Origin of the sequence: Enterococcus sp. 6D12_DIV0197, assembly GCF_002174385.1 — a bacterium.
GTDB lineage: Bacteria > Bacillota > Bacilli > Lactobacillales > Enterococcaceae > Enterococcus_D > Enterococcus_D casseliflavus.
This window is the reverse complement of the sequence record NZ_NIBN01000001.1, coordinates 2,493,590-2,516,748: the sequence shown is the minus strand read 5'-3', so window position 1 is coordinate 2,516,748 and position 23,159 is coordinate 2,493,590. Positions and strand designations below refer to the sequence as shown.

Sequence of the window (23,159 nt, the reverse complement as noted above, 5' to 3'; positions counted from 1 at the left end):
ACCTTATCTATGGTAAGGTAGTCAAGGTTAAAAGTTTAACTGTACCGAAGACAGTAGGTGGCGTTTGCCTTAATTTCCTACCGAGGACGTTTATTGAGAATCTTCAATAGTCCCTCTATGTCTACGGTGGCATAGAGTTTTTTTATTGTCCTTTATAGGACGAAGGAACAGTTTGTTTCGAAGAAACTCTTCCATCAAAATCAGGAGGTGAAATATAAATGAGTGAAGCAGCTATCGCTAAAAAATCCGCGATCGTTGATGAAGTGAGTGCAAAATTCTCTGCAGCCGCATCTGTAGTCGTTGTTGACTACCGTGGTCTAACTGTTGATGAAGTAACTCGCTTACGTAAACAATTGCGTGATGCAAACGTTGAGATGAAAGTTATCAAAAACTCAATTCTTTCTCGTGCTGCTGAAAAAGCTGGTCTAGAAGGTTTAGGTGAAGTATTCACTGGCCCTACTGCCGTAGCATTCAGTAACGAAGACGTTGTTGCACCTGCAAAAATCATTAACGATTTCGCAAAAGACGCAAAAGCTTTAGAAATCAAAGGCGGTATCATCGAAGGCAAAGTTTCTTCATTGGAAGAAATTACTGCATTGGCGAAATTGCCAAACCGCGAAGGACTTCTTTCTATGTTGCTATCTGTGCTACAAGCACCTATCCGCAACGTGGCTTACGCTATCAAAGCAGTGGCAGAAAAAGAAGAAGATGCAGCATAATTGCCGCATGATTTTTCAGTATTAAAAAACTAAACTACTTACTTAAATGGAGGAAAACAAAATGGCATTGAACATTGAAAACATTGTCGAAGAGCTAAAAGGCGCGACAATCTTAGAATTAAACGATTTAATTAAAGCTATCGAAGAAGAATTTGGCGTATCTGCTGCAGCTCCTGTAGCTGTAGCTGGTGGAGCTGGCGATGCTGGTGCTGCTGAAGAACAAACTGAATTCACTGTAGAATTGACTGCAGCTGGCGATCAAAAAGTTAAAGTTATCAAAGCAGTTCGTGAAGCAACTGGCTTAGGCTTGAAAGAAGCGAAAGCAGTCGTTGACGGAGCTCCTTCAGCAGTTAAAGAAGGCATCTCTAAAGACGAAGCTGAAGCATTGAAAGCAGCTTTAGAAGAAGTTGGCGCTTCAGTAACTGTAAAATAATTTTTCTTAGTGTCAAATCCTTTTGTATGAAGGGATTTGGCGCTTTTTTTTAGTAAATGAAATTCCTGCAAAAGGAATAAGCAGCGATCCCCGTTTCTTACTAGCGAGGATCACTGCTTATTTTTTTCGGAATTGTTGGAATAGGAACACAAAAATAAAAAAGAAAAATGCTTCCCACAATGTTGTGGTCCAGCTAAAGCTGCGGTTGATACCAAAAACGAGATTACCGATATTGGAAACCACCAAATACAATGCTGTTGCAAGCAAAGAATAGCCGAGTCGTTTACCCATCATTACGCCTCCCTTTGCTATGATTGTAACAAGTCGAAAGAGTTGTGGCAATCAATTCTCTCCTGATGGAAAGGAATTGGTTGGCGGAAAGAGAATAAAACGAACGATCACAGTGGACCGTTCGTTTTATAATGGTCTATGGGTGTGGCTATTTCAATGGGACATCAAAGATCCAACCTGTTGGGGCCGCAATATCCCCAAATTGAATGCCGGTCAATTGATCATACAATGCTTTTGTTTGTGGACCAACTTCCGTTTCACTATAGAACACATGAAAATCCTCACCGTTTTGGATCCCGCCGATTGGGGAGATAACAGCAGCTGTTCCGCAGGCACCCGCTTCGACAAATCGATCCAGCTCATTGAGATAAACATCGCCTTCAACAGGGGTCAATCCTAATGAGTGTTGCGCTAGATGCAGCAATGAATATTTTGTGATACTTGGCAAAATAGAAGGAGATTTTGGTGTCACAAATTCATTGTCAGCCGTGATTCCGAAAAAGTTAGCAGAACCGACTTCTTCGATTTTGGTATGCGTTTCTGGATCCAGATAGATGCAGTCGGAAAATTTCCGCTGATGGGCTTCGTATCCAGGCAACAAACTCGCAGCATAATTTCCACCAACTTTGGCTGCGCCAGTACCATTTGGTGCCGCGCGATCATAATCAGAAACAATGAAATTGGTCGGTGTCAATCCGCCCTTAAAGTAAGGACCGACAGGCATACAAAAAACCGTAAAAATATACTCTGGTGCTGGACTGACACCGATGTTTTCTCCGACCCCAATCAATAGAGGACGAATATACAAGGTGGCGCCGCTGCCATAAGGTGGAACATATTCCTGATTTGCTTTTACTACTTGTTTTACCGCATCTAAGAAAAAGTCCTCAGGAACCTCTGGCATGCGCAGGCGATAGGCACTGCGATTCATCCGTTTGCTATTTTCGTCTGGACGGAACAAATTGATGCCGCCATCTTTTCTTCGGTAGGCTTTTAGTCCTTCAAAACATTGCTGTCCATAATGAAGAGCGGTTGATCCCTCGTGGATATGCAGATAATTATCCTCGGTAAGTTCGCCTCCATTCCAAGAACCGTCTTTCCATGTTGCCAAAAAACGCCATGGCGTCTTGATATAAGAAAACCCTAAATTTGACCAATCGATTGTCATTCGTTCACACCCTTTTTTAATTTTTCTAAGTATAGCACTTCAGAAAAGAAATGTCATTATTTTCTGAAAATTCTTCTGTAAGAATAGTTGGTGACATTGACGTGTAAAGGATAGGGAAGTGCTCTTTGCTTGTACGAGTTCCCCAGTTTGTTTTTCTACAAGTTCTGTGCTTCAATGAGAGTATAAAAAAACAAAAAAGGGGGAACGTTTGTGATTGAGGAAGTGTTGACGGACAGTCTGGGGATCGCTGCTGCGTATCGACGATTGAAACCAATCATGATCCATACACCACTTGCACCAAGTAATATTTTAGGCAAAGAAAAAGAGGGCGCGATATTTTTGAAATTAGAAAATCTACAGCGTACCGGCTCCTTTAAAGCGCGGGGGGCGTATAACAAGCTCGCTTCATTGACTGATGCAGAAAAACTTCGCGGTGTCATCGCCTGTTCTGCAGGAAATCATGCGCAAGGTGTTGCTCTCGCAGGATCGTTACTGGGGATCAATGTCCGAATCTTTATGCCATTAACGGCTGCTAAAACAAAAATAGAGGCGACAAGAAGCTATGGCGCACAAGTCGTTTTAGCAGGAGAGACGTTTGATGAAACCAAACAACTGACAGTAGACGCCATGAAAGAAAGTGGCGAAGTTTTTGTCTCTCCCTTTGATGATCGTGCAGTAATGGAGGGGCAAGGAACGATTGCGATCGAACTGTTGGAGGATCTTCCAGATGTTGATAATGTCATTATTCCCATCGGCGGTGGTGGGTTGATCGCTGGGATGGCTTTAGCCTTAAAAGAACTTCGTCCAGAAGTCAAAATCATCGGCGTTCAATCCTATGGCGTTTATGGTATGATCGCATCGATCTGGCAGCAAAAGCTGGTAGCCAATCGCCGCAGTAGAACGATCGCCGATGGCTGTGATGTTGCTTTGGCAGGGGAGCTGACCTATGATGTTTTAAAGACCCGTATCGATGAAACGGTCTTAGTTGAAGAATCCGACATCGAACAAGCGATCCATTACTTGGCTTTGAAGGAAAAAGTCATTGCAGAAGGTGCTGGTGCATTAAGTACAGCGGCGATTTTAAGCGGACAGATCGATCATTTACTTCGAGGAAAGAAAACTGTGGCTTTGGTCTCAGGCGGCAATATTGATTTCTCTGTGTTTAAGGAAATCATCTGAGTGCAACAAGCCTTCCAAAAAAGAAAGAAGAGACCTGATTAGACATTCTCCTAATTGGGTCTCTTCTTTTAAATTCAAAGCAGGTGCTCAGATGATTACTTTGGGGGAGAAAGTATTGTTTCGATCCACTGTCCAAAGGTTGTTACATATTTCAATGGTCCGACCAATGTAAATCGTGCCATCGTTGGGTGGATTTTTTCAAAGTAAAAACGCCGACTTTCCCCTGAGTAAAGTGCATTGAATTCATCAATAACGATTTTTTTTTGCTGTTGCAGTAATTCTTCTGATTCAATAAAGAAATCAATGGCAAGTAAGCTTTCGGGTATCTGTTTTTCTGAACGTATTGAAGCAAAAGAAAGCAGGGGATCTTCAAATGGTTCGCCCATCAACGAAGCCACATCTTTGTAAGAAAAGCGCCACTGTCCGCCAACTTTTGTCCCTTTAAGTTGGTTGGTCTTTTGATAATTTCGGATGGTTCGAGTCGTTACGCCCAGTTTTTCAGCGACTTCTTCAACGGTATAATAATCTTTCATCGGTTCCTCCTACAAAGTAATTATGCGATCGCAAAAGCGTTGCTCCTCTTTCTTATGACTAGTATAGATGATAATACGTTTTTCCGCATGTTTTTTTAGACACTTCATGATCGTCTCGGCAGATTCATCATCAAGGCTACTAGTAGCTTCATCTAGCAAAAAAATTTCTGCATCACTTACTAATAAGCGAGCCAAAGCGATTCTTTGCTTTTCTCCTCCTGATAAATCGGCTCCGTTTTCCGTAAGCCTGCTGGTCCAAGAGCGCTGTTGAAAAATGGGCGCTAAAATACCAGAGGTTTCGATAATTGTTTTTTCTTCTTCCGTCATTTTTCTTCCCCATACAAGATTTTCTTCAATTGTCCGAGAGAGAATCGTAGGTTCTTGAGCAAGGTAGATGGTTTTATCTGTTTCAGGTTTTCTCGGCTTGATGCGTTTACTCTTCGTGGAAAGCGATATTCCTTCTGATGGATACAGACCAGCAATCGCCTTTAAAAACGTTGATTTTCCTTTTCCTGAAGTGCCAGCCAAGTAAATATGTTCACCAGGTTTCAAGGTTTCTTCAATGGGGAAGGAAAAGCTGCGGTTGCCAATTGATACGACAGGGTGGTCGAAAGTAAGACTTAGAGCAGCTTCACTCGTTTGGTGCGAGCAGTCCTCGGGAGCAGCCAATTCTTCGTTAACAAAACGTTGATTGATCCTGAGAGTGGCTGTATCAAGATTGATTTTCGTTAAACCACTTAATGCAGAAAAGTAAATGGGCAATAGCACGCCAATCAAAATCAACGCAGAGGTTGGCAATTCATCTTGTAATATTCCTTGAATCATAAACAAATAGATGCCTATCTGGGCGATCTGATTGATCGCATTAAGGACTAAACTAGTCGTTTGGGCAAAAGTATTGGTGTTTGCTAATGTTTGATACATCGATGTCAATTGAGAGGAAAACAGCTGTTCAAGAACAGCGTCACTCCATTGCTTCATTGTATCAATATGGGACAATGTTGTTAACATTTCCTTATTGCTAAGAGCAAATGCTTCTTGCATATTTTTCATCTTGATACTTAACTGTTGATTGATCCATCGAAACCCAAAAACATTGATGGGAAATAGCAATAGTAAAATGAAACCCAGTAAATAATGCAATTGGAAACACAAAAAAAGCGGGATCAGCAATAAGAAAAAGCAGCGAATGGCTTCGCTAAAACTACCACAAATAAACAAGTATAAGGAATCAACAACGCCAAAGATGCGGTTTAATAGATAAGTGGGTTCCTTTTCAGAAAGCTCTACATAACTCTTTCTTTTCATTTTTTTTAACAATTCCAAGAGATGGCGAACGTTCATCGTAGCTGCATAGCGCTCTTTCATCACAATCAGTAAGAATTGTGCGCAATAAGTAATGCTTAATATGAACGCTAATAAGCCAACGAGATGATCGAAGCGCAGTGCGTGATCTTCTTGTAAAAGCAATGGGAAGGCTAGGTTTGTTAGGACAGTTAAGAATACTAGTAGGCTACTCAAACTAATAAAAAGTTTGTTCTTTCTAATAATTTCAATCAAAATACCAACTCATTTCCTATGTTTTCCTAAATGGTAGATGTTTTTATAAAAAATGTCAACAAAAAAAGAGTTCCTGATTAAAGGAACTCTTGAAAAATCAAAAGCTGCGTCCGCCGCCGCCGAAAGTACCGCCGCCAGAAGAGTGGGTCGTACTGCCGCCTCCGCCGCCAGAAAAACCGCCACCACCGCCGCCTCCGCCATTATTCGAAGGCCGAGGGATGCGTCTGGTTGTGACAAAGGAGTTGACTAAGCGATCTTCTTTTTGGGTCAGATCAATACTTGATTTTTCTAGATAGTTAAATTTGTAGCCGCCCATTTTTAATTGGTAACGGGATTTAACAATGATGAAAAAGGCGATACTGATCACTGCTGCGATTGCTAAGCAAATAGCAATTTCTAGTGGCGTCATCACTTTGTAATAAGTAATTTTTCCAGTATCACGATCGATACGATAGTGATCGGCAGGAACACCTGCTTCCACAAAACCAGCCGCTTTTTGCAGATAGACCAATGCCGCTTGGTAATAATTTCCCTCTGCCATCTGGTCAAATACCGCATCAAGTAGCTTGTCTAGACGTGAGTCAGTGAGGTAATCGATCATATTTCCAGAAGTCGAAACGTGAAATTTACGTTGCGACATATCGATCACCAAAGCGGATCCATTGTTGTCGTTGCCGATCCGTCTTGAAAGATATCGATTAGTATACAACTCGATATCTCCCGTGTTGCTGTTCGTTGTTTGAATAAACACTTCGCCTTTGATTTTCGCATTCAGCGCTTCTGCTTCTTCATTCAACTTCTGGATTTCTTGTTCGGTAAAAAGTCCAGCGTGGTCTGCGACTGTCTCTTCGGCTGCGAAGGCGGGCAGGGTGGTGAAGAAAAAGCCAACCAGCAGAAGCAACAAATAGGATAGTTTTTTCATAAGAAATACGCTCCAATCAATGCGAGGATGGTCGTTGCCGCGAAAATTGCGCCACTGACGATTCCCAAGCGTTTGTAACTGATTGGTAAAACACCGCTGACTTTTCCTGTTTGCCCATTCATCGCATAATAAAAGGCACTCTTGTTTTCATCATCGGCTCGATAGGTCACTAGCCATACAGGAAGCAAAACGTAATTGTTTTCTTCTTTTGTTAGATTGATGGATCGATTGTTGCGTTTAAAACTAGTATAGCCATTGACGGTACCTGCTAGCAGGTTTTCAGCATACCCCGATAATTCGTTTTTGACTTCGTCGGAAAGAGCAATGTATTCAATGTCTCTTTTTTCTGCTTGGAAGCCGGCTAAATACTGACTGCGAAAATTAACAGCTTTTTCAAGGGGAAACGGCTGAACGCCAGTTACCATTTTTTGTTGGACGTTTTTTGACAGCGCATGCTTGAGCAATTCATTCACCTTGATTTTTCCTCGTCGCAAGACATCGTATTGTTTGTGTTCAGTATATTCAATATCACCAACGCGCCAAATACGCAAGGAGGTACCCATTCCTGAGAGGGAGCCGTTCATCTCGGCATCGACGACCCAATAAGGGAAGTATACGCCAGTCAATTTCTCTACTTGTGCTTGGTCGAAGAAATCCCGTGGGACGAATTTTTTCTTTTGCGCCCATTCTAAAAACTTTTGCGTTGCTTCTTCTTTTTCGATCGCAAAGGGAAGGACTTTGTTTGGCAAAAATTCTCCCGAAAGCCGTCCAGATAAAACGACCGGGTTATGGCAAAAGTAGCAATAGGTTGCAGCTGTAGTCGCATCCGTCACGATTTCAGCACCGCAGCTGGGGCAGGTGAAAAGGTCCATCTGTCCCGCTTGTGCATTGGCTTGTTGCTGCACTTCTTCTTCAAGGCTCGGCTCCGTCACTGAGGTAGCCGTGGCATCTACAGAAGAATCAGCGGCCATTTGCGCTTCTTTTTGCTTTTCTTCAAAGGCAGTGACTTCGTCTTCAGTAAAAATACTCAGACAAAATGGACAATGAAATTTTTGATCGCCAGGATCAAAGGTTAAAGCGCCCCCGCAATTGGGGCACTTATGTGTGATAACATCCATCAGCAATCCTCCTCAATTAGTCTACTGGGACACCTTTGAAAGGTTTGCCGCAATTCGGACAGAATTTTGGAATGCCGTTGGCTAAATCAATCACTTCACCACAATCGCTGCATTTCATTTTCAGACTTGGTCCATCGCTCGTTGGTTTAGGCGTGCCGCAATTGCTGCAGAATTTACCAGTATTAGATGTGCCGCATTGTGGGCAGTCCCAATGATCTGCGTTGCTTTGTGCAGGTGCTTGTTGCTGCTGCATCTGCTGTTGGTTGTTTTGTGACGCTTGGTTCAAATAACCGCCACCAGCGTTCATCCCCATGCCCATGCCAACAAACCCAGTCGTAGCGCCAGCGGCATTGCTACCGGCAGATTCCATACCACGAGCTACCGAACCTTGAACATAGCCTTCACGAATCGAAGGGTCACCTAACATTGCCCCTTGGTTCCGCATGTTGATCAATTTTACGGAATCATCCGTATAAGAGATGCTTGCGACGGCAACCGAAACGATTTCCATTCCTCGGAGTTCTCGCCAGCTGTCATCAAGAACTGTTCCCATATATTTGCTTAATTCCATGCTCTTAGATGGAACGTAAGAAATTCGTTCGCCATCAGCGGACATTTTGTTGATCGCTGTTTGTAGGGCGGTCAAAAATTCAGCTAAGTACTGCTCGTTGATGTCGTTGATATCGACTTGACTTTTGTTTTTTGGGATCGCATTCGTATAGAACAAAATTGGATCGGTAATTCGTAAGGAATAGTTTCCGTGCGCCCGCAAGAAAAGTTCTGCGTTGTAAAAGTTGTCAAAATAATTCAAAGGCGAGGAAGTACCGAAGCGAATCCCTTTGATTTCTTGTAGATTGATATAAAAAACTTGTTGTTTTTGCGGTGTAACGCCACCAAACTTAAAGCGGTCAAACGTTTCAGAAATCGCATCTTTCAATGAACCGTTTAACATTGAAGGCGCTAATTCGTTTTTCACTGTATAGTAGCCTTCTTCGGCGGTATAATCGATGATTCGCCCGCCATCAACCAATAACATCATCATATTCGGATAGACATGAATCACTGAGCCATCAGTGATGACATCTTCTGTGCCTTTTCTGTTGGAACCGCGTTTGTCATTACGCCGCACTTTGACACCTTTTGTCATTACTGTCGAATCGCTCATATTGTCAGGCTCGATCACCTCTAGCCATTGATCTGCTAATCCGCCGCCAATTGCGCTTGTTGCCGCTTTGATAATACCCATTTTCAGTCCTCCTTTAAATTGTTTTCATCACAATAGATGAACATAGATTCATTATACCATAGGAGGTGAGATTTACGTTATCAGTCTAAAGTTGGAGAGGAGTTTTTCGCAAAATCCATCAATAAACGGTTCGTTCGCAGGTGGATTTGAATAAAAGAGACAAATTGGAGATTGCGGATTAAATTTCCATTTCTTTTGAGATTCCCCCACGCAAACTGTGGTTTTTTTGGCTGATATTACGTATAATAGAAGGTAGCGAATTTTGAAATGAGTGTGGAAAACTATGGCTTATCAAGCATTATATCGTGTTTGGCGTTCTCAGCGTTTTGATGATGTTGTCGGACAAAAAGCAATTACCCAAACCTTAAAAAATGCAATCGATCAAAACCAGATCTCGCATGCCTATTTATTTACGGGTCCTCGAGGAACCGGGAAAACAAGTGCAGCGAAAATTTTTGCCAAAGCCATCAATTGTCCGAACCAGGTCAACGGTGAGCCTTGCAATGAGTGCGATATGTGTCGCTCAATCACAGCAGGGACGCAAGAAGACGTGATCGAAATCGATGCGGCAAGCAACAACGGTGTAGAAGAAATTCGCTTTATTCGTGATCGTGCGAACTATGCACCGACCCAAGCTGAATACAAAGTTTATATCATTGATGAAGTGCACATGCTGTCAACAGGCGCATTCAACGCTTTACTAAAAACATTGGAAGAACCACGGAAAAATGTTGTCTTTATTTTGGCAACAACAGAGCCCCATAAGATTCCAGCAACGATCATTTCTCGAACCCAACGTTTTGATTTCAAACGGATCAATACGCAAGATATCGTGGGTCATTTAGAAACGGTCCTTACTACTAGTGAGATCAATTACGAAGCAGAAGCTTTACAGATCATTGCGCGAGCCGCAGAAGGCGGTATGCGGGATGCCTTGAGTATCACCGACCAGGCGATCGCTTTTAGTGATGGAACCGTAACGACCCAAGATGCTCTTGAAGTGACGGGCAGCTTGTCCTATGAAATGATGGACCGTCTGATGCAAGCTTGCGGGGAAAAAGAAGTTGCCGATGCGTTAGCGACCTTGCGGGAGTTATTAGCCTCTGGTAAAGAAGCCCGACGTTTATTGGAAAACTTGTTGGTTTATTGTCGAGACTTGCTGATGTATCAACAAGCGCCGCAGCTGCTATCTGAAAAGTCGCTGCAGTTGACTGAAGCGTTTCAAACGCTGGCAAAAAATACCCCGCCAGCAAAAATCTATCACTGGATCACGGTCTTAAACGATACGCAAAATGAAGTACGATTTACGAACAATCCTACGATCTATCTGGAAGTGGCTGTGGTCAAATTAGCCAATGATCCAGAAAGTGCTGCTGTTGCTAGCAATTCAGCTGATAATAGTCAAGAAGTGGCGCAGTTACGGCAAGCATTGCAAAAACTTCAGGCAGAGGTGCAACGACTGCAGGAGAATCGACCGGCAGGTGCCGTTGCGGAAACCACTGCGCCAGTGAAGAAAGCCAAGGCGACCACTACGTTCCGTTTACCAAAGGAACGCGTGTTCCAAGTACTGAAAAGTGCAACGAAGAAAGACTTGGCAAACGTTCGCAATGTTTGGGACGATCTTTTGATGTCTCTTTCCGTGACGCAAAGAGCTATGCTGCATTCCAGTGAAGCAAAAGCTGCCAGCGAATCGGGCGTCGTGATCGCTTTTGACTATGAGATCTTATGCCAGCGAGCAAGTAACGACCAAGAGTTTCAATTGATGATCCATAATCAATTGTCTCGCATGATCAAAGACTACGCCCCCCAGGCTGTCTTTATCACAAAAGAAAGTTGGCCAGCACTACGGCAAGAGTTTTTGGCCGGCGGTCAAGCAACGGCAGATTCGGAAATTGAAGTAGACCAAGAAGAGACCGAAGCCGCTCCTGTCGAACCTGAAAATGACGACTTAGTAACAAAAGCGCAAGAGTTATTTGGTGAATTAACCAGCATTGAAGAAAATTAATGAAAATGGAGTGATTGATAATGATGCGAGGCATGGGAAATATGCAAGGCATGATGAAACAAATGCAAAAAATGCAAAAAGAAATGATGAAAGAACAAGAAGCGCTGAACAGCAAACAATTTATCGGCGAATCGACAAATGGCTATGTCAAAGCGACCTTTACTGGCGATAAGACATTACAAGACATTACTATCAATGAAGCGATCGTTGATGCTGACGATGTGGAAATGCTGCAAGATATGATCATTTTAGCTGTTAATGACGGATTGAAGAAAATTGAAAAAGAATCGGAACAAACGATGGGCAAATATACAAGAAACATTCCGGGTCTATAAAAGGAGAAATGACGGTGCAATATCCTGAACCGATCGCCCGATTGATCGACAGTTACATGAAACTGCCGGGAATCGGACAAAAAACCGCGACACGTTTGGCATTTTATACAATCGATATGAAAGAAGAAGTCGTCAATGAGTTTGCCAAATCGTTGCTTAGTGTCAAACGAGATTTGCACTTTTGCAGTATTTGCGGAAATATAACTGAAGAAGATCCTTGTGAGATCTGTAGTGATCCAACAAGAGACAAAGAAACGATTTTAGTGGTTGAAGAGCCTAAAGATGTCATGGCACTAGAAAAAGTCCGGGAGTATCATGGACTTTATCATGTGCTGCATGGCGTGTTATCCCCGATGGAAGGGACAGGTCCAGAAGATATCAACATTGCATCGCTGATACAGCGGCTGCATGATGATCAGGTCAAAGAAGTGATTATTGCGACCAATGCGACCACGGAAGGTGAAGCAACGGCGATGTATATGTCACGTTTGATCAAGCCTGCTGGTATTAAAGTCACGCGTTTGGCTCATGGCTTATCTGTGGGCAGCGATATTGAATACGCGGATGAAGTGACCTTGCTAAAAGCAGTTGAAGGTCGCCGAGAATTATAAAGATATTGGAGGCAATTAGGGTGAATGGATTGTTTATAACCATCGAAGGACCGGATGGTGCTGGAAAAACCAGTGTGATCGAAGAGTTGTATCCTCGGTTACAGCTTGAAGCAACAAGAAAAATCGTGAAAACAAGAGAACCTGGCGGAGTTAAAATCGCTGAAAAGATTCGTAAAATTATTTTAGATCCGCGAAATGAAGAAATGGATGAGCGGACGGAAGCCTTACTTTATGCAGCGGCCCGCCGCCAACACTTGATTGAGGTTGTCCTGCCGGCATTAAATGCTGGACACATCGTGATCTGTGACCGCTTTGTTGACAGTTCGCTTGCCTATCAAGGAGCTGGACGCCGCATCGGGATTCCTGAGATCGCACGGATCAACGAGTTTGCGACGGAAGGAACGACGCCTGATTTTACCTTGTATCTAGATGTTGACTCTGATACTGGCTTGCGTCGCATCCAAGAAAACCGCGCACATCAATATGACCGCTTAGATTCGGAAGGATTGGAGTTTCATCAACGGGTTCGTCATGCGTATCTTAAGCTGGCGGAAGAAAATCCTGTACGCATTCATAAGATTGATGCTAGAATGGGGTTACAAGAAGTTGTTGAATCCAGCTATTCAGCAATCGTTGAATCGTATCCTGCTTACTTCAAGTCAATCTAGAGTAGGTTGGATAACACAAAGGAGATGGTCCCATGAAATTAATTATGGCAATCGTACAAGACAAAGACAGTAATCGTTTGGCAAATGAGTTTATTGATGCCAATATCCGTGCTACAAAATTGTCCTCAACGGGTGGGTTTTTAAAGGCTGGCAACAGTACGTTTATCATTGGTATTGAAGACGATCGGGTACAAGATGCATTAGAATTGATCAAAAAAACCTGTCAATCAAGAAAACAATATGTCTCGACACCGATGTCTTTAGACATTTCCTTAGACGGTCAAGTTCCTTATCCAGTCGAAGTCGAAGTCGGCGGAGCAACTGTGTTCGTGCTACCGGTTGACGGATTCCATCAATATTAAAAAAGGAGCTTTTCATGGAGGAGTTATTTCTACAAGAATATCAGCCTCTTGTTTTTGCCCAACTAAAAAAAAGTATCAAGCATGGGCGCATTGCTCATGCTTATCTTTTTGAAGGGGACAAGGGGACTGGCAAGCACGAATTAAGTCTGTGGCTCGCAAAACGCCTTTTTTGTACCAATGTGCAAGAAGAAGCCCCGTGCGGCACTTGCAGCAATTGTCTGCGGATCGCCCAAGGAGAGCATCCTGACGTCATCCAAATCGAGCCGGATGGGCAGATGATCAAAGTCGACCAGATTCGGCAGCTGCAAGAGGAGTTCTCAAAAAGCGGCTTTGAAAGTCGTCTGAAAATCTTTATTTTGTCTCAAGCTGACAAAATGAACAACAGCGCTGCCAACAGCCTATTAAAGTTTTTGGAAGAACCGGTGGGAAACTTTTTGGCGATTTTAGAAACTGAGAGTTTAGGACGTATTTTGCCGACGATTCAGTCTCGCTGTCAGATCATTCATTTTTCGCAGCTGTCAAAAGAAAAACTACAGGAGAAGCTCCAAGAAGAAGGACTTTCCAAAGAGACGAGTCGACTTCTGAGCCACTTGACGAATAGTTATCATAAAGCAGTTGAAATCTCGCAGGATGAATGGTTTAATGAAACTAAGGATGCTGTTAAGCGTTGGGTGAATTACCTTTTGAAGAAAGACCCGCAAGCATTTATTTTTGTTCAGAAAAAATTATTGGGTCTAGCAAAAGAAAAAAATCAGCAATCAGAAATCTTTTTGCTCTTGTTATTTTACTTTCAAGAGGAACGAGATCGATTGTTGGCACAAGGTTTATGGGGAAAAGAGATCAATCGTGCCATTGAAGCCGCATTGCAAGCACAAAAAAAATTGCAAGCCAATGTGTCTTTCCAAGGAGTGGCAGAACAATTTTCCGTGAAAATCATCTATGGATAAAACGCAGCAGCCGGAAAAGGAGACCAGAGATGATCGAAGTTGTCGGAGTGCGTTATCATGACGTGGGCCAGATTTATTTTTACACACCAAAAAAACAGACCTATACCATAAATGAACAAGTCATCGTGGAATCACAAGATGCCAAATGTCTTGCCACGGTGGTTACAAAAAGCAGAAAAATGAATGAGAGCGATTTGCCTCAAGCAGTCAAACCGATCCTGCGTCGAGCGACGAAAAAAGATTTGGAGCAAGCTGCCGCCAATCAAAAAGCAGCAGACGATGCGTTGAAAATCGGGAAAGAAAAAATCCGAGCACACCAGCTGCCAATGAAGCTGATTCGGGTGGCATATACCTTTGAGCGCACAAAACTGATTTTTTCGTTCACGGCAGAAAGCCGCGTCGATTTTCGTGAGTTGGTCAAAGACTTGGCAAGTGAATTTCATACACGGATCGAACTGCGCCAAATTGGTGTCAGGGATGAAGCAAAGGCGCTAGGCGGAGTTGGACCCTGCGGTCGCAAACTATGCTGTGCGACGTTTTTAGGCGATTTTATCCCAGTGTCCATCAAGATGGCTAAGGATCAAGGACTCTCCTTAAATCCTGCAAAAATTTCAGGGTTATGTGGTCGTTTGATGTGTTGTCTTAAGTACGAAAGTGAAGAGTATGAGCGTGCAAAAAAAGAATTGCCGGATCGCGGCAAGGAAGTTGAAACGCCAGATGGCAAAGGACGTGTGGTCGGGCTGGATCTGTTGAGCCGAGTGATCAAAGTCCGTTTGCATGATCGGCAAACACCAATCGAGTATGATTATGAAGAACTAGTGACAAAATAAGTAGGTGACCATAATGAGCATGGACAAACGATCAATATATGACGGATTGAATCAGTTAGAAGTGGAGTTGCAAAATTCCTTGAATAATCTAGCGGAAATGAAGCAGTCTTTGCAAGAAATCGTCGAAAAAAATACGACATTAGAATTGGAAAATCAACGCTTACGTGAACACATTCGTGAGTTGAACCAAGTGGCAGATGCACCCGCTGAATCGGTCAAACAAGAGCTTTCTAAATCACGGATGAATTTAGAAAAGATTTACGAAGAAGGATTTCATGTTTGTTATGACTTATACGGTTCTCGCAGAGAACATGACGAACCTTGTGCGTTTTGTCTAGAAGTGATCTATCGTGAAAGCGGCAAATAGCTGACAGACGAAGCGGTTCGTTAGAAAAAAGATCAGTTTCTGCTGGTCTTTTTTTCGAAAGGAGCAGTACATGCAAAAGCAGCAAAGTTATAAACAAGACACTGGAAAACTATATCTTGTTCCAACACCGATCGGTAACTTGGAAGATATGACGTTCCGATGTGTCAAAATTTTAAAAGAAGCGGACCTGATCGCAAGTGAAGATACTCGAAATACCCAGAAATTGTTGAATCATTTTGAGATTGCGACACCGCAAAAAAGCTTACATGAACACAATTATAAAGAACGGGTGCCACAGCTGATAGAACAGCTGCAAATGGGCAAGACTATTGCCCAATGCAGTGATGCTGGTATGCCCTCCATTAGTGATCCAGGTCATGAATTAGTCAAGGCGTGCTTGGTCGAAGGAATCGCAGTGATTGCGCTCCCAGGACCTACGGCTGGTTTGACCGCGCTGATCGCTTCTGGCTTATCACCGCAGCCGAATCTTTTTTATGGCTTTTTACCTCGTAAGAAAAAAGAACAAAAGCAAGCGTTAAGTGAATTGGCAAGCCAAAAAGCTACGATGATTTTTTATGAGTCACCGTATCGAATCGCAGCGACGATCGAAACGATGAAAGAGGTATTGGGAGAACGTCAAGCAGTTATCTGCCGTGAATTGACAAAAATCCACGAAGAATATTTGCGAGGGACCTTTTCAGAATTGATTGAATACCTCGACCAACAACCAATCAAAGGGGAATGCTGTCTATTAGTGGAAGGCGCTTCTGAAATCCCTGAAGTCGTTTATGAAGGAAGCTATGCTGAACAGGTGGCAGCCTTGATGGAAGAGGCAGACTTGTCTTCGAAAGAAGCCATCAAAGAAGTGGCTAAACGCAATCAAGTGAAGAAACAGCTTGTTTATCAAGCCTACCATCAATTAGAAACGTAATCATACCGAGAATTCTCTCGGTATTTTTTTGTCTTTTTTCGGACTTGTGTTAAATTATCTGACATCAATAGTTAGCTATTTTCAGAAAATTCACGGTTTTCTCAGAAAAATCTAGATTATTTGAAAATATGATGTTAGGATAGCTAACATAAAGAAAAGGAGGCGTCAAAAATGAACACAGGGAATATTGCATTTATTTTAATTTGTAGCGGCATGGTTTTTCTTATGACTCCAGCATTGGCATTTTTTTACGGAGGATTGGAACGTCGCAAAAACATCCTCAATACCATGATGATGGTGATTTGTACGATGGGCTTGGCGTCTGTGCTATGGGTCGCTTTAGGGTATACCTTATCTTTTAGCGGCACAGGCTCATTTATTGGGAATTTAGATAAAGTCTTTTTCAATCATGTCTCGATGACAGAAGGAGAAGGGATTCCTGAAGGGTTATTTGCGGCCTTTCAAATGATGTTTGCCTTGATCACAACGGCGATCATTACTGGATCTGTCGTGGGCAGAATGCGTTTCTCAGCTATTTTCCTATTTATCGGCTTCTGGCTAGTTCTCGTGTATTTTCCAATGGCACATATGGTATGGGGCGGCGGTTTCTTAGATGCGATCGGCTCGATCGATTTTGCAGGAGGCAATGTCGTTCATATCAGTTCGGGTATCAGTGGGTTAGTCTTAGCGGTCGTTGTCGGTAAGCGGCGAGAATTTCATCAAACCGAATATCGTCCTCATAATATTCCCTTTGTTGTACTAGGTGCTGGCCTTTTATGGTTTGGCTGGTTTGGCTTTAATGCTGGCTCTGCGTTAGCAGCTGATGGTCTAGCGATCCACGCCCTAATGACCACGAATACGGCAGCAGCCAGTGCGATGCTTTCTTGGATGCTGATCGAAAAAATCGTGTTGGGCAAACCGACGATCGTTGGTGCGTGTACTGGAGCCGTCGTGGGCTTAGTTGCCATCACACCAGGTGCGGGATTTGTCTCGCTTTGGTCTTCCTTTATCATTGGCGCTTTAGTCAGTCCGTTTTGCTACTTCTTTATTTCTGTCATCAAACATCGTCTAGGATTAGATGATGCGCTGGATGCCTTTGGTTGCCATGGCGTAGGCGGGATCTTTGGCGGTTTGATGACGGGGATCTTTGCGGATCCAGCAGTGGGTGGACGGTCAGGATTGCTCTATGGCGGCGTTGATCTTTTTCTCGTACAAGCCGAAAGTATCGTATTTACGATTCTATTTGCAGGTATCTTATCCTTTGTCATTATCACTTTGATCAAATGGGTGATGCCGATTCGCGTATCGCAACAAGAAGAAGCAGTGGGGATGGATCGGATCGAACATGACGAAACGGCCTATCCTACCTTTATGGGGTTAGATTCTTAAGAGTGGAGGAGCAGTCATGAAAAAAGTTGAAGCGATTATTCGCCAAGAAAAATTAGAAGAACTAAAGGCCGCATTAGACCAGTCTGATTTGATCAGCGGCATGACAGTCAGTCAAGTGCTGGGCTGCGGCAATCAAAAAGGCCTCAAAGAGTTTATTCGTGGCCAAGAAGTGATCACAACTCTTTTACCAAAAGTAAATGTCCGTTTTGTTTTAGCAGATGAAAAAGTCGATGCGGTGATTGAACTGATTGTATCGATCTGTCGGACAGATGAAGTCGGTGACGGCAAAATATTCGTCTACCCGTTGGAAGAAGCGATTCGGATTCGCACTAATGAACGAGGGGAAGCTGCCTTATAGTAGAACTTCTTGGACCATGAAGAGGGCCGCAAAAGCAGTGAATGTAGAAGGAAGGACCAATGAAGATTGGTCCTTTTTGCGTGCTTCCCACGATTCCTTGCTTGATAGGGAACTTCTGTTCGTTTATAATAAGAAGTGAGGTGAACAACGATGTCGGAACTACAATTTCCCTTAAAAAATGATACGAGCCGCAAAATTATTCATATTGATATGGATGCTTTTTTTGCTTCGGTGGAAGAACGGGATGATCCAGAGCTTGCCAAGCATCCCCTCGTCATTGCCCGTCACCCAAGTGATACTGGCGGACGAGGAGTGGTCACGACCGCCAATTATCTGGCACGACAATATGGCATCCACTCGGCAATGAGTGCGCAAAAAGCCTATGAGCTTTGTCCGCAAGCGATTTTTAAACCGGGAAATCATCAAAAGTATCGTGAAGTGTCCCAGCAAGTCAGAGAAATTTTTCATCGGTACACCGACATCATCGAACCAGTTTCTATTGATGAAGCGTATCTAGATGTCACAGTCAACAAGATCAATTGTCCTTCAGCAATTAAGATCGCTCGTTTGATTCAACGAGACATCTGGCAAGAGACTCATCTGACCTGTTCGGCAGGAGTCAGTTACAACAAATTCTTAGCAAAACTGTCTTCGGATTATCATAAACCACGAGGATTGACGGTGGTGATGCCAGATGAGGCAGTGGCATTTTTGCAACAATTACCCATTGATAAATTTCACGGGATCGGGAAGAAAACTGTTCCGCGGATGCATGAGTTAGGTATTTTTACAGGAGCTGATCTGTATGGCTGGAGTGAGATGGCGCTGATTCGTGAATTTGGCAAAATGGGGTATTCCTTGTATCGGAAAGTTAGAGGGATCCATGATTCCCCAGTTAGTGTGACGAGAGAACGGAAATCAGTTGGAAAAGAGCATACATACGGCAATCCATTAACCAGTGAAGAACAAGTATTGAGCCAGTTACGGGCTATCGCAGAAGAAGTTGAAAGATCACTGAAGCGCACACAAAAACATGGCAAGACGGTCGTGTTGAAAGTTCGTTACAGTGATTACTCTACGATCACCAAGCGAGTGACCTTGCCAACCTATGTTCATAAAAAAGAACAGCTATTTTCCGAAGCAAGTCTGATTTGGGAAGAAATTTTAGGTCTGGAAAAAGGCATCCGTCTTTTGGGGATCACCGTCACAAATCTTGATCCACTGACCTATGAAAATATCGTACTGCCCTTATGGCAACTATCTGACGAGCAGTAGTCAGAAGAGGAGGAGCAAAATGACACTCTATCAAGTATATGACACGATGGTGGGGTTGGCTGATCAGGAGCGAAGTGAAAAAATGGCCGCCTACATGCGGCATCAGTTTGATTTTTTAGGCATTCCTACGCCGTTGCGCCGCCAGCAGGAGAAAGCGACCTTCAAAGCAGCAAAACAAACGAAAACGGTTGATTGGGACTTTATCGATCATTGTTGGCAAAGCAGCTATCGTGAACACCAATACCTTGCGATTGATTATTTAGTGGTGATGGAGCCGTTTCTAGCGGCCATCGATCTGGCAAAAATTGAACAGCTAGTCATAACAAAAGCTTGGTGGGATAGCGTGGATGCCCTAAGTGAGGTTGTCAGAAAACTAGTTCGCCGACTGCCAGCGTTAAAAGCTGAAATGCTTCGCTGGAGTCTTGAGGAAAATCTTTGGTTGCGGCGAGTGGCAATACTCCATCAACTGCTGCAAAAAGAACGGATGGATCAACCACTGCTTGAAGAGGTCCTCGTCAATAATTTGGGGAGTTCTGAATTCTTTATCAACAAAGCTATTGGTTGGAGCTTGCGAGATTATGCCAAGACGAATCCTCAGTGGGTCCAAGACTTTCTTCTTCGCTATCAAACAAGTCTGGCGCCTTTGACGATTCGTGAAGCAAGTAAGTACCTGTAAAAAGCTTGGTCACTGAGTTGAGATAACATAAAAAAACACCGTGCATCATCTTTGAAGAAAGAGGAGGGGACCGCCAAAAGTTCGATTTTTTGGTCTAACTTTTGGGGTCACCTCAAGATGCACGGTGTTTTTAGTTTTTAAATTTGTTTTTTGATTTGTTCGTAACTTGCTTCAGCATCTTTGCACTTTGCCCAGATAACCGCTTTTCCTTGTTCCCGAGATGCAGCAAGATCAATGATTCGTTGATTGCTGCTGCCGCGAAACTGCAAGTTTAAATTTCGTTTGCTCAGTTCAAAACGACCGTCGACTAAAATATCGATTTTGGATAAAAGTTCCAATTTATCGGGTGTTTCCAAAAGCAATTCTTCATAGGTGTAGCCTGACCAGCTCCAAATATCTTTGCTGTGCCCAAATTCAGCACGAACCCGATCAACGACTTTCAGACAGACTGTTGTGTTCAAGAAAGGTTCGCCGCCTAGGAGGGTCAGCCCTTGGACATAATCATGCCGCAGATCTTCGATGATTCGATCCTCTAGTTCTTGCGTAAAAGGTGTACCATAGCGAAAGTTTTGGACCGCTTTGTTGAAACAGCCTTCACAAGCAAAGAGACAGCCGCTCACGTATAAACTATTTCGAATGCCTTCACCATCAACAAAGTTGAAGGCTTTGTAATCAGCAATATAATTTTGGCTATATTCTTTGGCTTGCCATTCTTTAGGTTTCGGATTTCTCATAAGAAAACTTCTTTCTATCATGAATTACAGGGATTGGTCTTCAAGAAAAGGAGTGTAGAAGAATTCTAGCACTCCTTTTTCGTTTATTCTTGCAAATGTTTGACCCGGGCAGAAATTTCTTTGTGCCGTCCATTGACCATTGGACGAGCTTGAGGATTTCCAAGATACCCACAGGTTCTTTTGACGACGTCACAACTTTTTGGGTCATGATTGCCGCATTGCGGGCATTCGAAGCCCCGTTCGGTTGGATTGAAATCTCCTTCATACCCACACTCATAACAGTGATCGATAGGGGTATTTGTTCCAAGATAGGCGACCCGATCATAAGCGTAATCCCAAACCGCTTCTAACGCTTTTGGATTTTGCTGCAAGACTGGGTATTCACAGTAATGAATAAACCCGCCAGAACAGTATTTTGGATATTCTTTTTCAAAATCAAGTTTTTCAAATGGTGTCGGATTTTTCCGCACATCATAGTGGAAGCTGTTGGTGTAGTATTCTTTGTCGGTAATGTTTTCAACTTCACCGAATTTTTCGGTATCCAAGCGGCAGAAACGATCAGTCAGGCTTTCACTAGGCGTCGAGTATACGCTGAAATGATAGCCGTATTCATCGCCCCAAGCATCTGCATGAGCTTTCAATTCTTTCACGATCGCTAGGGTAAAGGCTTTTGCTTCTGGATCTTGTTCCCATGTTCCACCATAAAAAGCCGAAGCAGCTTCATACAAACCGATATATCCAAGAGAAACAGTAGCACGTTTGTTTTTGAATAGTTCATTCACATTGTCTTTGCGATCCAAACGTTCACCGAAAGCCCCATACATATAAAGGATCGGCGCATTCGCAGGGCTGGCTTCTTTACAGCGCTCCACCCGATAGACAAGAGCATCCTTGACGATTTGCAGACGATCTTCCAGCAGCGTCCAGAATTTTTCTTGATCACCATTTGCTTCTAAAGCGATCCGAGGAATATTCAATGTTACGACGCCTAGATTCATCCGACCGACATTGACTTCTTCGCCACGTTCGTTTTTCCAGCCTTGCAAGAAAGAACGACAGCCCATCGGCACTTTAAAGCTGCCGGTCAATTCAACCAATTTATCATAATTCAAAATATCAGGATACATCCGTTTGGTGGCACACTCTAAAGCCAGTTCTTTAATATCATAGTTCGGATCGGTAGGGGCCAAGTTGACGCCACGGCGAATACTAAAGATCAATTTTGGAAAAATAGCGGTACGCTTTTCACTGCCTAACCCGTTGATGCGAATTTGGAGAATCGCTCGTTGGATTTCCCGTTCGAACCAGTTGGTTCCTAAACCAAAGCCAAGGGAAGTAAACGGCGTTTGTCCGTTTGAGGTGAATAACGTATTGATTTCGTATTCTAGACTTTGCATTGCATCGTAGATATCTTTGCGCGTTTTGCTCTTCGCATAAGCTTCCCGACGTTCAGGCGACTCGATCCATTCTTCGGCATCTTTTAGATGCTTTTGATAATTCAACTCAGCAAAAGGAGCCAATAATTCATCTGTTCGATCAGCAGAACAGCCGCCATATTGACTCGATGCTACGTTTGCAATGATTTGTGAGATTTGAGCGGTGGCCGTTTGGATCGATTTTGGCGATTCCACTTCGGCGTTCCCAATTTTAAACCCATTATTCAGCATGCCTTTAAAATCGATCAAGCAGCAGTTGGTCATTGGGGTGTAAGGATGATAATCCAAGTCATGGTAATGAATGTCGCCTTTTTGGTGAGCATTTGCCACGTGAGGAGGGAGCATTTTCAAACCGATCGATTTTCCTACGATCCCAGCGGTCAAATCACGTTGTGTATTGAACACATTGCTATCTTTATTGGCATTCTCATTGACGACCGATTGATCTTTATTCATCAATTTGTTGATCGTGAAGTTGATGTCTGTGGCTTTGCTGCGCTCGAAATCACGATGGGTCCGATAGTTGATATATTCTTCAGCCAAGGCATACTCGTTTTTTGCTAATAAGATATGCTCGACGATATTTTGGATCTCATAGATTTTTACATTCGTACGAAAACGTTCCGCGATCTCGTGATCGACACTGTCAACGATCTCGGTGATTTTTTCGTGGTCGATGGGAGAAAGCTCGCCGTTGATTTTTCTTAGGGCTTTCACTAACGCATCGTAAATTTTTTGATCATCAAAATCGACAAGCCGTCCATCACGTTTTACGATTTTTAACTGACGCAAAGCGGACTGTCTTTCCAACCCTTGCTCAGGATTTCTCTTAATGTTCATCATTTCTACCACTCCTTATCTTCCTCAATATAATAAAACAAATTGTAGAAATGAGCAACTATATATAGTGGTGAATGAGGGTTGATAAATTGGATATACACAATATATGGTGTATATTCATTGGAGTGTTTTCTGAGAAAACTGATAAGATTAAGGATTTGGTTGTTCCATGTTTCACATAATGAATAAAAAACTTTTTTAAATTTATTTTTTCTCTGTTTTGAAG

General features: G+C 43.1%; 25 protein-coding genes and 1 other annotated feature. Of the genes, 16 read left to right on the top strand and 9 right to left on the bottom strand.

What is annotated here, in order from left to right; genetic code table 11:
* The first annotated feature begins 26 nt into the window (after positions 1-26).
* Positions 27-153 (top strand) — a sequence feature (ribosomal protein L10 leader region).
* Positions 154-218: 65 nt separating this feature from the next.
* Together rplJ and rplL are read left to right on the top strand one after the other, a co-directional pair.
* Positions 219-719, top strand: a complete 501-nt coding sequence (rplJ, locus tag A5867_RS11675; protein ID WP_087627669.1) for a 50S ribosomal protein L10 — start codon at positions 219-221, stop codon at positions 717-719.
* A 61-nt stretch (positions 720-780) separates the two neighbouring features.
* Positions 781-1,152, top strand: coding sequence for a 50S ribosomal protein L7/L12 (rplL, locus tag A5867_RS11670; protein ID WP_003127081.1), 372 nt, complete (start codon positions 781-783; stop codon positions 1,150-1,152).
* 117 nt (positions 1,153-1,269) lie between these two features.
* Here the strand turns inward: rplL and A5867_RS17975 are convergent, their stop codons facing one another.
* Both A5867_RS17975 and A5867_RS11665 read right to left on the bottom strand, forming a co-directional pair.
* A complete protein-coding gene (locus tag A5867_RS17975) occupies positions 1,270-1,443 on the bottom strand; it encodes a hypothetical protein (RefSeq protein WP_005231922.1) in 174 nt (57 codons plus the stop codon).
* Between the two features lie 148 nt (positions 1,444-1,591).
* Entirely contained in the window at positions 1,592-2,611 is a 1,020-nt protein-coding gene (locus A5867_RS11665; protein WP_087627668.1) for a branched-chain amino acid aminotransferase, read from the bottom strand.
* A gap of 210 nt (positions 2,612-2,821) precedes the next feature.
* Between A5867_RS11665 and A5867_RS11660 the strand changes: the two genes are divergently transcribed.
* A complete protein-coding gene (locus A5867_RS11660) occupies positions 2,822-3,790 on the top strand; it encodes a pyridoxal-phosphate dependent enzyme (protein WP_087627667.1) in 969 nt (322 codons plus the stop codon).
* A 95-nt stretch (positions 3,791-3,885) separates the two neighbouring features.
* On the opposite strand, the gene A5867_RS11655 is transcribed toward A5867_RS11660, so the two are convergent.
* The 5 genes from A5867_RS11655 to A5867_RS11635 form a co-directional block, all read right to left on the bottom strand.
* A complete protein-coding gene (locus A5867_RS11655; RefSeq protein ID WP_087627666.1) occupies positions 3,886-4,323 on the bottom strand; it encodes a helix-turn-helix domain-containing protein in 438 nt (145 codons plus the stop codon).
* 9 nt (positions 4,324-4,332) lie between these two features.
* Positions 4,333-5,883 (bottom strand): ABC transporter ATP-binding protein, encoded by a 1,551-nt coding sequence (locus A5867_RS11650; protein ID WP_087627665.1) that lies wholly within the window; start codon positions 5,881-5,883, stop codon positions 4,333-4,335.
* Between the two features lie 97 nt (positions 5,884-5,980).
* The gene (locus A5867_RS11645) at positions 5,981-6,805 is read right to left on the bottom strand and encodes a TPM domain-containing protein (RefSeq protein WP_010749512.1); all 825 of its coding nucleotides are present in this window, start codon (positions 6,803-6,805) and stop codon (positions 5,981-5,983) included.
* The gene (locus A5867_RS11640; RefSeq protein ID WP_087627664.1) at positions 6,802-7,923 is read right to left on the bottom strand and encodes an ATP-binding protein; all 1,122 of its coding nucleotides are present in this window, start codon (positions 7,921-7,923) and stop codon (positions 6,802-6,804) included. Before A5867_RS11640 ends, A5867_RS11645 begins: the two co-directional genes overlap by 4 nt.
* 16 nt (positions 7,924-7,939) lie before the next feature.
* Positions 7,940-9,169, bottom strand: a complete 1,230-nt coding sequence (locus tag A5867_RS11635; RefSeq protein WP_010749514.1) for an SPFH domain-containing protein — start codon at positions 9,167-9,169, stop codon at positions 7,940-7,942.
* Positions 9,170-9,452: 283 nt separating this feature from the next.
* Here A5867_RS11635 and dnaX point away from each other — a divergent pair, with 283 nt between their 5' ends.
* The 13 genes from dnaX (at position 9,453) to A5867_RS11570 (ending at position 19,923) form a co-directional block, all read left to right on the top strand.
* On the top strand, positions 9,453-11,174 hold the full coding sequence (dnaX, locus tag A5867_RS11630) for a DNA polymerase III subunit gamma/tau (protein WP_015509951.1): 1,722 nt from the start codon (positions 9,453-9,455) through the stop codon (positions 11,172-11,174).
* 20 nt (positions 11,175-11,194) lie between these two features.
* Positions 11,195-11,509, top strand: a complete 315-nt coding sequence (locus A5867_RS11625) for a YbaB/EbfC family nucleoid-associated protein (RefSeq protein ID WP_005229811.1) — start codon at positions 11,195-11,197, stop codon at positions 11,507-11,509.
* A 14-nt stretch (positions 11,510-11,523) separates the two neighbouring features.
* A complete protein-coding gene (recR, locus tag A5867_RS11620; RefSeq protein ID WP_005229813.1) occupies positions 11,524-12,120 on the top strand; it encodes a recombination mediator RecR in 597 nt (198 codons plus the stop codon).
* Positions 12,121-12,140: 20 nt separating this feature from the next.
* A complete protein-coding gene (tmk, locus tag A5867_RS11615) occupies positions 12,141-12,788 on the top strand; it encodes a dTMP kinase (RefSeq protein WP_005229815.1) in 648 nt (215 codons plus the stop codon).
* 32 nt (positions 12,789-12,820) lie between these two features.
* Entirely contained in the window at positions 12,821-13,150 is a 330-nt protein-coding gene (locus tag A5867_RS11610) for a cyclic-di-AMP receptor (protein ID WP_005229817.1), read from the top strand.
* A 14-nt stretch (positions 13,151-13,164) separates the two neighbouring features.
* The gene (holB, locus tag A5867_RS11605) at positions 13,165-14,097 is read left to right on the top strand and encodes a DNA polymerase III subunit delta' (RefSeq protein WP_087627663.1); all 933 of its coding nucleotides are present in this window, start codon (positions 13,165-13,167) and stop codon (positions 14,095-14,097) included.
* A 29-nt stretch (positions 14,098-14,126) separates the two neighbouring features.
* Positions 14,127-14,927 (top strand): stage 0 sporulation family protein, encoded by an 801-nt coding sequence (locus tag A5867_RS11600; RefSeq protein ID WP_087627662.1) that lies wholly within the window; start codon positions 14,127-14,129, stop codon positions 14,925-14,927.
* Positions 14,928-14,946: 19 nt separating this feature from the next.
* Positions 14,947-15,294: a DNA replication initiation control protein YabA gene (locus A5867_RS11595; RefSeq protein ID WP_026008088.1), complete on the top strand. Its 348-nt coding sequence runs from the start codon at positions 14,947-14,949 to the stop codon at positions 15,292-15,294.
* A 70-nt stretch (positions 15,295-15,364) separates the two neighbouring features.
* On the top strand, positions 15,365-16,225 hold the full coding sequence (rsmI, locus tag A5867_RS11590; RefSeq protein WP_015509949.1) for a 16S rRNA (cytidine(1402)-2'-O)-methyltransferase: 861 nt from the start codon (positions 15,365-15,367) through the stop codon (positions 16,223-16,225).
* 171 nt (positions 16,226-16,396) lie between these two features.
* Positions 16,397-17,614 carry an ammonium transporter gene (locus A5867_RS11585; protein WP_087627661.1) on the top strand — a complete coding sequence of 406 codons (1,218 nt, stop codon included), beginning with the start codon at positions 16,397-16,399 and terminating at the stop codon, positions 17,612-17,614.
* Between the two features lie 16 nt (positions 17,615-17,630).
* Complete coding sequence (locus tag A5867_RS11580; protein WP_005229830.1) at positions 17,631-17,972, top strand: P-II family nitrogen regulator; 342 nt, start codon at positions 17,631-17,633, stop codon at positions 17,970-17,972.
* Between the two features lie 150 nt (positions 17,973-18,122).
* On the top strand, positions 18,123-19,247 hold the full coding sequence (gene dinB, locus A5867_RS11575; protein ID WP_005229832.1) for a DNA polymerase IV: 1,125 nt from the start codon (positions 18,123-18,125) through the stop codon (positions 19,245-19,247).
* A gap of 19 nt (positions 19,248-19,266) precedes the next feature.
* Entirely contained in the window at positions 19,267-19,923 is a 657-nt protein-coding gene (locus A5867_RS11570; RefSeq protein ID WP_087627660.1) for a DNA alkylation repair protein, read from the top strand.
* Between the two features lie 137 nt (positions 19,924-20,060).
* On the opposite strand, the gene nrdG is transcribed toward A5867_RS11570, so the two are convergent.
* Positions 20,061-20,657, bottom strand: a complete 597-nt coding sequence (gene nrdG / locus A5867_RS11565) for an anaerobic ribonucleoside-triphosphate reductase activating protein (RefSeq protein ID WP_005229836.1) — start codon at positions 20,655-20,657, stop codon at positions 20,061-20,063.
* A gap of 83 nt (positions 20,658-20,740) precedes the next feature.
* A complete protein-coding gene (gene nrdD, locus A5867_RS11560; RefSeq protein WP_034869343.1) occupies positions 20,741-22,936 on the bottom strand; it encodes an anaerobic ribonucleoside-triphosphate reductase in 2,196 nt (731 codons plus the stop codon).
* Between the last annotated feature and the right edge of the window lie 223 nt (positions 22,937-23,159).